This window comes from Verrucomicrobiia bacterium (assembly GCA_035946615.1).
Classification (GTDB): domain Bacteria; phylum Verrucomicrobiota; class Verrucomicrobiia; order Limisphaerales; family UBA8199; genus DASYZB01.
Genome location: DASYZB010000105.1, coordinates 188,800 through 200,602, shown reverse-complemented (window position 1 = coordinate 200,602; position 11,803 = coordinate 188,800). Strand labels below are relative to the sequence as shown.

The window sequence follows — 11,803 nt, the reverse complement described above, 5'->3', positions numbered from 1 at the left end:
TGGTGTTATCTTGCGTATTGTGAGATTCCCAGTATCGGTCACATAGATGTTCCCCGCGCTGTCCAGCGCCACCCCCGAAGGTTCCTCGAAGAGGGCTGCAGAGCCGGTCCCGTCCGCATGTCCCGTCTCTCCGGGCAGGCCCGGCCAAAGTTGTGACCGTGCCGTGGATAAACCTAGCGCGCACGCCCAAACAATTACTGCGCCCTGCCGGGCGGATTTAGGGCATCGAAAGCTCGGATTGCTCATAGCCAGATTCGCTCATTGCCAGGGTGCGCTGGCCCGATCCCCCACCCACCAAACGTCTGGGTTGTTTGTTTGCCTAACGCCATAAAGCCATGCTCTTGCGATCGGGGCTTTGGTGCGGGGGTCCACCCATCTATGGAGTTCCACGTGTCCGTCACCAAAGGAGAACGCGCCCGCGCCACCGTGCCGCGCTGCCGGCACTTGATTCCACCCGGTTTCGGCCCTAGGGACAAAACTAGTGCCGGCAATCCAAGCCTGAAACTCTCCTCCCCCTATGCTGTCCTCATGCACGTCTAGAAAAACGAACGTCGATGCCGGCGCCCCATGCGCTTCGAAATCCGAGAGCTTTGAAAACTCACGAAGGGGGTCGACCAAGTAACCGTCACTCTGGGCATACCCCAAATGCCCATTCATCTGATAACTGCGCACACGTGGATATTGCCCTCCGTCAATGATGACGTAACTCATGTCCCCGGGGCATTTGTACATACGAGGCGATTGGGTGTACACCCCGATGCTGCCACCGATTAGCGTCGTCGCAATTCCAAACTCATTGACCCCTTTCCCTACCAACAGCAGGGCGTTCGTATTGTCGGAGTTGTTTCCATTATAGTCTAGCATCCCGTTCACCCAAACCGGACCGTCATAGTCGGCCCCGTTATTTGGCGGCAGGGTGTTATCGTGATCCAGTGCATAGAGGTGCCAGGCAATTTGGAGTTGCCCCATGTTATTGAGGCAGACGACAGCCCCTGCCTGGTCCCTGGCACGTGTCAAAACGGGCAAAAGCAAAGCCGCCAGAATTGCAACGATAGCGATCACCACAAGCAATTCTATAAGCGTGAACGCCCAACTTCGCCTCGCAGGCTCAGGGAGACGGCCCCTGGAAGCATTCATAATAGTACTGTTGGATTAAACTAATACAGTCCTTGTTGAAGTCGATGCTCTATGGACCATGCACTCTGCCGGCCCTCATTTGACCTGGATCATGTAGGCGTGAGCGGCACCATTGTGATATCCCCAGCCCACAACCGTACCGTCCGAGGAAATGCCCGCCGTGTCTTCGAGCGTCCAGTTTGCCCGGTCCGTGCTCGATAGAAAATTGGCCAAAGGCTGGAGTGTGGGTGCCAGGGCAGGGACATAAATATAATTGTTCCCCGTGACCACTTGGCCGCGTCCATTAATGGCTGCGAAGGAAGGATAACCAACTCCCAGGTCTTGAAAATCTGTGTTCCATGAGCTAAGTTGGTTTTCGAGAAAAACGTGGATGTGGCCGTCAGCGTCGATCGAGGTGCCCACGATTTGGCCAATTCCATTGATGGCATAGGCGGCACTGTTGCCGGTTGCGTTCCCAATTGTTCCCAGATCGTTGAGTAAATTAAGTTGGTTTCCAGGTTCCTGCACAATGAATCCATGATAGGTCGTCGCAGAGATGTCTGATGTGCCTACGACCCACCCGTCATTGTTTACGCCGTAAGCATAGCTCGAATAATTTGGGCCTGCCATCGTGAGCAGGTCGCTATAGGCGCTGGAGGAACTCTGCCAAAACAGCGCGTGCCAATACCCTGATGAGAATATAACGCCATAGCCGACGATATTTCCCGGGCCGTTGACTCCGTAGGCGTAGAAATCTCCAAGGCCTGACCATGGCAGTTCATGCATTCCTGCGTGCTGGGTCCACACCCATCCCAATTGGGAGCCGCCAGCGTTTTGCTGGTAACCCACCACTGTGTTGCCTATGCTAATCCCGAGCCCCGTTGTGGTCACATCGTTATCAATAATATGGCCCAAGTCCGTCATAGTGCCCGTGGATGGATTATAGAGAAACGCGTCCTGGAAGGTGCTGCTGATGCGGACGTCCTGCGACAAGCCGGTGGAATAATCGAGGTCATTGATGGCGTTACCCTCACTATAGTCGTTGTTGTAATTATCGAAAGTCCCCAAGTCGGTGATCGTTGCGACCGGAGGCGGCATTTCGGTCCAACGGTTATCTTGAACGTTCCCGCTATTGCGGTAGTTGGAGCGGAATTTTGCATAGAAACCCAGGGCGGCATTCGAACTTGGGGTCTGCGGGTTGATGCCAAAGATATCGGCGATGTCATCATTGTCGGGGTCAGCATTGCCCACCAAAATAGTCCCATCACTGGCGACGACTGAAGATGCGGTATACCACAAAGCGGTCGTGCCCGGGTCTGACGTGTTGACCACTTGAGCGGCGCTCAGATCGACCACGAGGAGTGGGGCGCCGTTCCCACTGAAGGTGACGACGTAAGCGTACCCATCCGAGGTCAACACTGGACTTGCAACAATCGGATTGCCGCAGTTCACTGGCCACCCAGTCTTTTCTGAGAGGTCGGACGGGGAGATGGCATGGAGATTGCCATCATTTCCGCCGACATAAATCGTGCCATCCCGCCCCACGACCGGCTGATCCTCAAGGGCAAGTCCCCCGCCTATTGATACGACTCTAGGAGCTGTGTGATTGTTTGGGTCAATTGCCACGAGGTTGCCACCCATGTCCCCAACGTAGATGGTGCCATTGGGACCGATGGCTGGCGACGCGAGAAATCGTTGGCCCGTAGGGTTCGGGACAGTCCAAAGCGGTGTCGGAGAAGAAGGGTCGAAGGCATAGATTGTCGCATCCCGCGATGCGACATATACCGTCCCATCGGCAGCAATTATTGGAGACGAACTGAATTGCACATTTCGGTCAAGCGCTCCCCCGTCGGCACCAACATACGACTCCATGGCCAACATAGGCAGGGCGCCCGCCGAACAGGACACACCATAAAGATTTCCGTCGTAGCTCGTCACCCAAACTGTCTCGGTGCCGGCGGCCAGATTGGTGCTCACCGCAGGCGACGACCGGATAGGACCGAAAGGAGAGCTGGGGTTGGGAAACGACCAGACCAGGTTTCCATTTTTTGCGTCGAGAGCGTAAATAATGCCGTTGTCGTCACCGAAGTACAACCTCGCGCCATCGGCGCTCAAGGCAGGAGAACTCCACACCTGACTAAATGTTTCCGGAATCGGGAAAACCCACTTCTCGATAGGGTTCGCGCCGCTTATATCATAAGCATAGACTCGCGAGTTGCCGGACGCGTCGTCTGTCGCAAAAAACGCCAAATTGTAAGCACGGCTAATCGCAACCGAGGTTTGAATCTGCCCTTGAACTGTGCCCGAGAGGACATGCGTCTTCGCAAACCTGTTTGCGAAGGAACCTTCTCATGAGCTTCAAGCGTCGCCACACTCAACCGCGGGCGGGAGTCCCGCAATGGGGTTTTCTCCTACCAGGGTTCCAGAAGGCGGAACACGGGCGGGAGGGGCAGGAAGGACCTTCGGCGCCACCAGACGGGATAATTAGCGCTATTGCCGGCGGGGAGCCAGGAATCTGTTTTCTCTTTTCAGCGTCCGAGCCACGCCTATGATGCTGGCGATGTTCTCGCAAGTTCGCTCGGTCCATTTCGTCGGTATTTGCGGCACGGCGATGGCTTCGACCGCTGCGGCCATGCAGAAGCTGGGCATCGCCGTGACCGGTTCAGATCAGAATGTCTATCCGCCGATGTCCACCTTTCTGGCAGAACGCAAGATCGAGGTCATTGCGGGCTACGCGGAGCAAAACCTGGGGCGCAAACCGGACCTGGTCGTCATCGGCAACGCGATTTCACGCGGCAATCCTGAGGCGGAGTACGTGTTGGACCACAAACTGGCCTATTGCTCGCTGCCTGAGTTACTGAAGCATTTTTTCATTCGAGGCAAACGCTCGATCGTGGTCGCGGGCACCCATGGCAAAACGACCACCACCTCCCTGCTGACCTGGGTCTTCGAACATAATAAGCTGAACCCGAGCTATCTGATTGGGGGCATCCCCAATAATTTAGGCGAAGGCGCCCGATTCAACGACAGCGAGTGGTTCATTATTGAAGGAGACGAATATGATACGGCCTTTTTCGATAAGCGCAGCAAGTTCGTCCATTACCTGCCCGAGGTGGGGCTGCTCAATAATCTCGAGTTCGATCATGCGGATATTTTTCCAAACCTCGATTCCATTAAGACCTCGTTCCGCCATTTCATCCGGTTAATCCCGCGCAATGGCTTGCTGCTGGCCAATGGAGACGACCCGAACCTGGCGCCGTTGCTCGACGTGACCTTTTGCCCGGTCAAACGCTTCGGCCTGGGGGAGGGCTATGCGGTTCAGGCCTTTAACATCCGCTACGGACCGACGGCAACCGAGTTTGAGATTCCCAGTTTCAAGTTCCACATTAACCTAGTGGGAGAACTCAATGTGCGCAATGCCCTGGCGGTGGTCGCCTGCGCCAAACATTGCGGCCTCAAGAACCAGCAAATCCAAGGCGCATTCGACACCTTTAAAGGCATCAAACGCCGGATGGAGGTGCGCGGGATTGCCCGCGGGGTGACTGTGGTGGACGATTTCGGCCATCACCCGACAGCTATCCGCGAGACCCTGTGCGCCTTGCGCATCAAATACCCGCATCAGAAAATCTGGGCTGTGTTCGAGCCGCGCAGCAACACGACCCGGCGCAACGTATTCCAGGCGGAGTTGGCCGCATCCTTTGCCAACGCCGATGCGGTGGTGGTCTCACAAATAGCCCGCCTGGAACTGCTGCCGCCTGAGCAACGGCTCAACCCGCAACAGTTGATGCAAGACATCAAGGCCGCCGGAAAAGCGGCTGCCTATTTGCCTGATGTCGATGCCATTCTGGGCCATTTGGCAGAGCAGGTGCAGGGGGGCGATGTCGTGGTGGTCTTCAGCAATGGCGGGTTTGGCGGAATCCACAGCCGATTGCTGGAGCGGTTGACAGCCAAAGGCCAGTCTTTATAGGAGACGACGCTAAGGAGTCTCTGATTCGACATGGTCTGAGGACTGGCCTTGGGAAGTTGTTGATCAGAGACTCTTTACGTCGTCTCCTACATTCAGGAAATCACGGCTCGTTCCGCTGCTGTTTTGGCTGACCTGTCCGACCAAATAGGTTTGCTACCCATTGGGAGAGCCTTATTCTGGTAAGGAAGAGAACTGACGAAAAATGCCGAAAGAAACGTGGTACATCGCAAGCGGCTTAACTATTCTGCTGTTGCTGGTCCTGCTGGGATTTTCATCCTGGGACAAAAAGCAACGGCTCGATCATGCCCAGGCGGCGCTGATGGACCTGCAGGCGGCAGCCGCCAAAGCCGGGGCCGAGGCGGATGATTTACGGAACAAGCTGGCCGACAGCCAGGCCCAGGTTCAGGAATTACAAAAAGAAAAAGATGCCGCCGTCCAGACTCACAAGAGCCTCGAAGACGAAATGCGCGCCGCGTTGGAATCCAAGGACGTGACTATCTCGCAGCTTCAAGGCAAGCTGACCGTCAACATTCTGGACCGGGTCCTGTTTGATTCCGGGGAAGCAGAACTCAAGCCCGATGGGGAGGGTGTTCTACGCAAGGTGGCTCTTATTCTGCAACAACACCCGAATCTCAAAGTCCACGTTATCGGCCACACCGACAACGTGCCCATCCGCGCCGCTGCCCGAAGCCGTTTTCCCAGCAATTGGGAACTCTCAACCGCGCGCGCGACGGCTGCAGTGCGCTTTCTGACCGAGAAAGCCGGCGTGGACCCCCGACGCCTGGGCGCCGTCGGCTATGGCGAATTCCGACCGGTGGCCGACAACTCGACGGCGGAAGGCCGCGCCCGCAATCGCCGGATTGCCATTACGATTCTTTCCGAAGAGATGGCAGGGGCCGATACGGCGCCACTGGCTGTGGGCAACCCGGTTGTACCTGGGGCGGGCACAAACGGCGTGGCCGGACCGACAAATTCCGTTCCTGACGCCGGGACGGTGCCTGCGCAATAGCTCAGGGAGTACCTGGAATACAAGAAGCGAGAGCACAATCTCCTCCAAATCGGCACGCGCCGCAAGTTTTCGCACGGCAAGTTGCTCCCGCCGGTTGGCGCGAAGCCCCCGGTTCAAAATCCGGGCGAAGGCCTCGGGTCCCAGCACCAGGGCCGCCACCAGGCGGAATGGAAATTTAGTTGAACACAGGGCGGCGGCCCCAAAACGCCTGGACTGGCGCAGTCCACGACGCTTCGCGCGGACTGATAAGCGCTTAACGCGGTTCGGTGATAATCATGAGGCGGTCCAAAGGGGGTGGGGCTACCGGCTGTTTCGTGCCGCTTGGCCAGGTGATTTCCAGGCTGTCAATTCTCTCGGCTGTCCCGAGCCCAATGGTGACGGGCAACTCGGATTGAGAGAGATAGCTGCGGGTGGGCATCACCTGGCGTGAGAGAGCGCGCCCGCCAACCCGCGTCTTGACCCATGCCCCGATGGCGTCGCGATTGCTTTTGGTTCCTATCAACTTCAGCCGCACCCAATGATGGCCCAGTTTTTGATCGTTGCGCAGGAGCAACGGCGGGCCGGCAATCTGAGTGATGACAACATCCAGGTCGCCGTCCCCGTCAATATCGGCAAAGGCGGAGCCTCGGCCTACAATCGGTTTGAGAAGGGCCGGACCGCATTTCTCGACGGGCACCGGCACAAAGCTCAATGCTTTGCCGCCGCGGTTCCAGAAGAGTTGTGCCGGCTGGCGGTACTGTTGGTCGGGCAAGACACGGTTGATTTCGGGTTCGAGATGGCCGTTGGCGGTGAGGACATCAAGCCGTCCGTCTAGGTCGTAGTCGAAGAAAAACAGTCCGAATTTCAACAGCTTTTGGCTGGCCGGCCCCATCCCTTCCTTGGTCGCCTCGTCGGCAAACACCAGCGAGTCGCGCTGGGCGACATAGAGCGCGTTCATCTCGTTGGCAAAATTCCCAATCGCGATGCCCAGGGCGTCATCGTTGCGGAACCGGGCGGAGTCGATGCCCATTGCGCCGCGCACCAAACCATAGGCGTCGAACGCGATGCCGGACCGCGCGCCAATCTCTTTGAACGTGCCGTTGTGCTCGTTATGGAACAAAAAATTGGGGACGGTATCGTTGGCCACCACCAGGTCAATCCAGCCATCATTATCGACGTCCACCGGCGCGACAGCGAGGGACTTGGCCATCGGCAGGCCGGTGGCCGGGTCTTTAATCTGCACCCCCGCTTTGGCTGAGACATCGGTGAAATGGCCTCCGCCGTCGTTATGGTAGAGTCTGGGAAAAGTCCCGGCGAAATTACGCGGCGGACCATAAGCGCGGCCAATATTGGGCAATTCATAGCTCTTAGCCCGATCGATGTCAGCCGACCACTGGACATAATTGCAGACAAACAGGTCCAGTTTCCCGTCATTGTCGTAGTCGATCCAGGCCGCCCCCGTGCTCCAGTCCTGGCCGCTCCCGCCCACACCCGCCTGGGCCGTCACATCCCGGAACTTGCCGTGACCCTCGTTATGGAACAGGTGATTCCCGCCAACCCCGGTGACGAAGACATCCGGCAGACCGTCGTTGTCGTAATCGCCAATCGCGACGCCCATCCCATAAAAGGTCACATCCAGGCCAGAGCCGGCGGTCACATCTGTGAAATGCCCATGCCCGTCATTGCGATAGAGCGCCATGGTGGGCGCCGGTTTGTCCTTGGGAATGTGCCCCGGCCAATAACAGGAATTGATAAAGAGCAAATCCTGGCGCCCGTCGTTGTCAAAATCGAAGAAGGCTACACCCCCGCCCAAAGTCTCAGGCAGCAACTTGTCCCCATAGGCCCCATTCTGATGCACGAAAGTAATCCCCGCCGCAGCAGTAATATCAGTGAATTTTGCCAGCGGCATGTCCTCGCCCCGAAGGGGTAAGGTCCAAAGCCCCAGCAACAGCAGGACCGGGGCTCTGCGCGCCAACCTCTCAATAAGTTTGTCTCTTACTGCCAATCGCATAGATTCTACACGTATCAAAACCGCAGACAACATCACAATTGGTCTCGTGCTCCAGAGGCGATGGGCGCGGTGGGCCTTGGGGTTGTTTTTTTGGACGCTGCTGGGCATTTCCTTCGCGAGCCAATTCTACATTTCGAGCGCCAAGGCGGGCCTCGATGTAAGCTGGAAACAGGCCGTCCGCTACTCCCTGGGCGATTGGTACGTCTTCGCCTTGCTTTCCGTTCCCGTAATTTGGCTGGCGCAGCGGTTCCGGTTCGAAGCCGGGAGCCGGGGCCGGAGCCTGGCCGCCCATGCCATCGTGGGGGTGGTTTTCTCACTCATGTATATGGTCCTGCGGGCCTGGGTTGGGCAATGGCAAAGCGGCGCGAGTTTCGGCGAGGCCTTCAGGCCCCTGCTGGTGAAAACGTGGCATTTCAATTTGCTGGTGTATTGGGTCATCGTGGCGGTGAGCCAGGCCTTCGATTATTACCGCAAGTACCGCGAACGCGAGTTGCGCGCATCGGAACTCGAAAGGGGCCTTGCCCAGGCCAAGCTCAAGGCGCTCCAGATGCAGTTGAATCCCCATTTCCTGTTCAACACGCTTCACTCGATCTCTTCGCTCATGCACAAGGATGTCGAAGCGGCTGACCGAATGATTATGCGCCTGAGCGATTTGCTGCGCGCCGCTCTCGATGGCGCCGATACCCAGGAAGTCCCGCTCCGCAAAGAACTGCAGTGGCTCGAACTCTACCTCGAAATTGAACGCACACGCTTTGGGGACCGCCTCACGGTAAAAATGGACATTGCGCCCGATACACTCGAGGCGCGTGTGCCCAATCTCATCCTGCAACCCCTGGTCGAAAACGCCATCCGCCATGGCATCGAGCCCCGCGCGCGCCCCGGCCAGATCGAGTTGCGCGCCCAGCGCCAGGGCGATGCCCTGGCCCTGGGGGTTTCTGATAACGGCCCCGGTCTTCGGGACGATGCGCCGGCCCGCGAAGGCATCGGCTTATCCAATACGCGCGCCCGTTTGCGCGAGCTTTACGGCCCCCAACATAGCTTTGAATTGCTCCGCAGCCCGGAAGGCGGACTGCGGGTGGATTTGAGCATCCCGTTCCGGGCCGAGAAACAATGAAAGTCCGAACACTGATTGTGGATGACGAGGAGTTGGCGCGCGACCGGTTGCGCCAGTTGCTGCGAAACCAGCCCGAGGTTGAATTGGTTGGTGAATGCGCCGATGGCCGCCAGGCGGTCGCCTCTATCCACGAGTTGTCACCCGACCTGATCTTTTTGGACATCCAGATTCCCGAGCTGGATGGGTTCGGCGTGCTGGAAGCCATCAACTCCGAACCGATGCCTGTTATCGTCTTTGTCACCGCTCACGATAAATTCGCCCTTCGCGCCTTTGAAGTTCATGCGGTCGATTACCTGTTGAAACCGTTCGACCGCGAGCGCTTTCAAACCGCCTTGAACCGGGCTCTCGAACAAGTCAAACACCGCGGCGCTAGCGAGCACGCAGAGGGCCAAACAGCCGTGCTCGCCGAACTGAACCCCACGGCAAAATCATTCGAACGTATCGCGGTAAAGTCCGGCGGGCGCGTCCTCCTGCTGAAAGTCGCCGATATCGATTGGGTGCAGTCGGCGCATAATTACGTCGAGCTGCACGTCCAGGCCCAGGCCCACTTCCTGCGTGAAACGATGGGCTCGCTGGAAAAGCGGCTCCCACCGGACAAATTCGTTCGCATCAGCCGCTCGGTCATCGTGAACATCGAGCGCGTCAAGGAACTCCAGCCTCTTTTCTGCGGCGAATATGCCGTCACGCTGCACAACGGGACCAAGCTTACGTTGAGCAGACGGTACCGAAACAAGCTGACTGTGTTTGGATTGGGATGATGCGTTTGTGGTGAGGAGAATCTGTTCCGAAGGCAATAGGGAGTCTTGATTTCCCGTCCCGCACTACCCGCCGCTTGGCCCGGTATTCCGTCCGGTCATCCCATTTTCCTAACCTTTTTGTGCATTTCTCACCATTATTTGCCACATGTCCACCAAAAAACGGCTTGCGTATGTCGGCTTTACTCTCATCGAATTACTCGTCGTCATCGCTATTATTGCGATTTTGGCGAGCATGCTCTTACCTGCTTTGGCGAAGGCCAAAGAGAAGGCGCGCCGCACCTCTTGCGTCTCTAACGCGAAGCAAATCGCGCTTGCGATGAAGATGTATGTGGATGACAACAATGGAAATTACCCGCCGCGATTTCCCGATCCAGCCAGCGGGGCAGCTTTTCCGTGTAAACCGTGCCGCACTGCGGATTGGCGGCCTTATGCCATTCCTTATATATCCGGCACCACCAACTCAACCAACTCGAGTCGCGTCTTTGTGTGCATGGCAGATACTGGCATCCCGCAAGCAATCGCGGCGGACCCCTTTAACTCCCTCAACCCGCGTCCGGCGCGCTTTTCGGATTTTTACGGCAGTTCCTATTGCCTGAACACAGTGATGACGCGCTTGGGCAAAGAAGCGGCAGTCTTGATGCCTGCCGATACGTTTATGGGAGCGGAGATTTGGTCCTGGCACCAGCCGTTTGCCGTCGTGGACTTCAAAGGGGCAACCAAGAGGCCAATTCGGGTAGCTTATTTCTGCGATGCGCACGCGACCATCACTTCCGAACAATTCATCCAGCAACAGTGCGCGCCCCCGGCGGCCCCGGGGATTGGTCCCGTGCCTTGAGATTTCATGAAACGTTTTCTTCTGCTTCTGCTTCTTTCCCTGGTGTCGATGGCTGGATGCCGCAAATCCCCTGAAACAATCCTTGGCAAAGCGCCCCGAGGTGAGCTCCGCACAATCCTTTCCGTTCGGGCGGGCGATACGCCACGCCAGGTAACCCTGAGCGGGATGATGATTGAGAAATGTCCGGTGGCGGGTTGCTGGTTCCGGTTGGACGACGGCACGGGCACAATCAAGGTGGATACAAAGTCGGCAGGTTTTGTGGTTGTGAATGTGCCGTTGGAAACCAAACTGACTGTTTCGGGCAAAATTGTCACGGAAGGCGATGAGGTCTCGATTCAAGCCTCGGGAATCCGCTACTGAGATGTCACGTCCGCTCCTGTTTGTCGCAGCGCTCCTTGCCATGGTGCTGGGTGTGGCGGGTTGGCGAACGGTGCGCAGGCCCGCTGCCGAAGCTCTCTTCGAGCCGGCAAGCGCCCCGCCGGAGGCCGCTGCGCTTTGCCCCTGGCGTGATCCCGAGGGAGATTTGAAAGCTTTCTTTCCAGGAGCCACTGGTTATCGGGTGGAAACCCGCGTCTTGAGCGGCCTGCGGCTCGAATTAAGCCAACGGCTCGGCCGCGCTCCCAGGCCCGATGAAAACGCGCTGCACCTCTGGCGCATTTACCGGCAACACAAGCTCTTGGGAACTGTATCAACCAAACGGGTCAAGGGACAGTACGGGGCGATTGAGCTGGTGCTCGCGGCGGATCCGGAAGGGCGGGTATGCGGTTTGCGCCTGCAACGTTTGCGCGAGCCCCCCGCGGTCGCCCGCGCTCTCGATAATCCGGTGTGGCTTAGCGCATTTAAAGAGATGCAGGAGGGCGGTCCTTGGAAAGTGGGCGCGGGGCTGCCGGCGGTCGCGCCGGAAGCGGACGCATCCGCTCAAGCCGTAGCCCAAGGGACGCGCAGCCTGCTGATACTCATCGAGACAGCAGAGGGCGCACCCTCCTCACTCAACGGCCGCTCGCATCACTAGCC

11 protein-coding genes are annotated in these 11,803 nt (G+C 57.7%); 7 read left to right on the top strand and 4 right to left on the bottom strand.

Annotated elements, in window-relative coordinates; all coding sequences use genetic code 11:
- The 3 genes from VG146_15300 to VG146_15290 form a co-directional block, all read right to left on the bottom strand.
- The coding region (locus VG146_15300) for a hypothetical protein (GenBank protein HEV2393718.1) at positions 1 to 246 on the bottom strand (246 nt) is incomplete at its 3' end.
- 12 nt (positions 247 to 258) lie between these two features.
- On the bottom strand, positions 259 to 1,137 hold the full coding sequence (locus tag VG146_15295) for a type II secretion system protein (GenBank protein HEV2393717.1): 879 nt from the start codon (positions 1,135 to 1,137) through the stop codon (positions 259 to 261).
- Between the two features lie 75 nt (positions 1,138 to 1,212).
- On the bottom strand, positions 1,213 to 3,366 hold the full coding sequence (locus VG146_15290) for a PQQ-binding-like beta-propeller repeat protein (GenBank protein HEV2393716.1): 2,154 nt from the start codon (positions 3,364 to 3,366) through the stop codon (positions 1,213 to 1,215).
- Positions 3,367 to 3,676: 310 nt separating this feature from the next.
- Between VG146_15290 and mpl the strand changes: the two genes are divergently transcribed.
- Both mpl and VG146_15280 read left to right on the top strand, forming a co-directional pair.
- On the top strand, positions 3,677 to 5,083 hold the full coding sequence (gene mpl / locus VG146_15285) for a UDP-N-acetylmuramate:L-alanyl-gamma-D-glutamyl-meso-diaminopimelate ligase (GenBank protein HEV2393715.1): 1,407 nt from the start codon (positions 3,677 to 3,679) through the stop codon (positions 5,081 to 5,083).
- Positions 5,084 to 5,285: 202 nt separating this feature from the next.
- Positions 5,286 to 6,092 carry an OmpA family protein gene (locus VG146_15280; protein HEV2393714.1) on the top strand — a complete coding sequence of 269 codons (807 nt, stop codon included), beginning with the start codon at positions 5,286 to 5,288 and terminating at the stop codon, positions 6,090 to 6,092.
- Positions 6,093 to 6,345: 253 nt separating this feature from the next.
- Here VG146_15280 and VG146_15275 read toward each other — a convergent pair whose 3' ends face one another.
- Positions 6,346 to 8,082 (bottom strand): CRTAC1 family protein, encoded by a 1,737-nt coding sequence (locus VG146_15275; GenBank protein ID HEV2393713.1) that lies wholly within the window; start codon positions 8,080 to 8,082, stop codon positions 6,346 to 6,348.
- A gap of 46 nt (positions 8,083 to 8,128) precedes the next feature.
- Here VG146_15275 and VG146_15270 point away from each other — a divergent pair, with 46 nt between their 5' ends.
- The 5 genes from VG146_15270 (at position 8,129) to VG146_15250 (ending at position 11,801) form a co-directional block, all read left to right on the top strand.
- Positions 8,129 to 9,196, top strand: coding sequence for a histidine kinase (locus VG146_15270; protein HEV2393712.1), 1,068 nt, complete (start codon positions 8,129 to 8,131; stop codon positions 9,194 to 9,196).
- Positions 9,193 to 9,954, top strand: coding sequence for a LytTR family DNA-binding domain-containing protein (locus VG146_15265; GenBank protein HEV2393711.1), 762 nt, complete (start codon positions 9,193 to 9,195; stop codon positions 9,952 to 9,954). Before VG146_15270 ends, VG146_15265 begins: the two co-directional genes overlap by 4 nt.
- Positions 9,955 to 10,099: 145 nt before the next feature.
- On the top strand, positions 10,100 to 10,789 hold the full coding sequence (locus VG146_15260) for a type II secretion system protein (GenBank protein HEV2393710.1): 690 nt from the start codon (positions 10,100 to 10,102) through the stop codon (positions 10,787 to 10,789).
- 6 nt (positions 10,790 to 10,795) lie between these two features.
- Positions 10,796 to 11,149 (top strand): hypothetical protein, encoded by a 354-nt coding sequence (locus VG146_15255; GenBank protein ID HEV2393709.1) that lies wholly within the window; start codon positions 10,796 to 10,798, stop codon positions 11,147 to 11,149.
- 1 nt (position 11,150) lies between these two features.
- On the top strand, positions 11,151 to 11,801 hold the full coding sequence (locus tag VG146_15250; GenBank protein ID HEV2393708.1) for a hypothetical protein: 651 nt from the start codon (positions 11,151 to 11,153) through the stop codon (positions 11,799 to 11,801).
- The last annotated feature ends 2 nt before the right edge of the window (positions 11,802 to 11,803 follow it).

Bases quoted from the DNA above. Each gene is read 5' to 3' on its own strand.
- VG146_15295 (HEV2393717.1), bottom strand. From the start codon at position 1,137: ATGAATGCTTCCAGGGGCCGTCTCCCTGAGCCTGCGAGGCGAAGTTGG.
- mpl (HEV2393715.1), top strand. From the start codon at position 3,677: ATGTTCTCGCAAGTTCGCTCGGTCCATTTCGTCGGTATTTGCGGCACG.
- VG146_15280 (HEV2393714.1), top strand. From the start codon at position 5,286: ATGCCGAAAGAAACGTGGTACATCGCAAGCGGCTTAACTATTCTGCTG.
- VG146_15275 (HEV2393713.1), bottom strand. From the start codon at position 8,082: ATGCGATTGGCAGTAAGAGACAAACTTATTGAGAGGTTGGCGCGCAGA.
- VG146_15265 (HEV2393711.1), top strand. From the start codon at position 9,193: ATGAAAGTCCGAACACTGATTGTGGATGACGAGGAGTTGGCGCGCGAC.
- VG146_15260 (HEV2393710.1), top strand. From the start codon at position 10,100: ATGTCCACCAAAAAACGGCTTGCGTATGTCGGCTTTACTCTCATCGAA.
- VG146_15255 (HEV2393709.1), top strand. From the start codon at position 10,796: ATGAAACGTTTTCTTCTGCTTCTGCTTCTTTCCCTGGTGTCGATGGCT.
- VG146_15250 (HEV2393708.1), top strand. From the start codon at position 11,151: ATGTCACGTCCGCTCCTGTTTGTCGCAGCGCTCCTTGCCATGGTGCTG.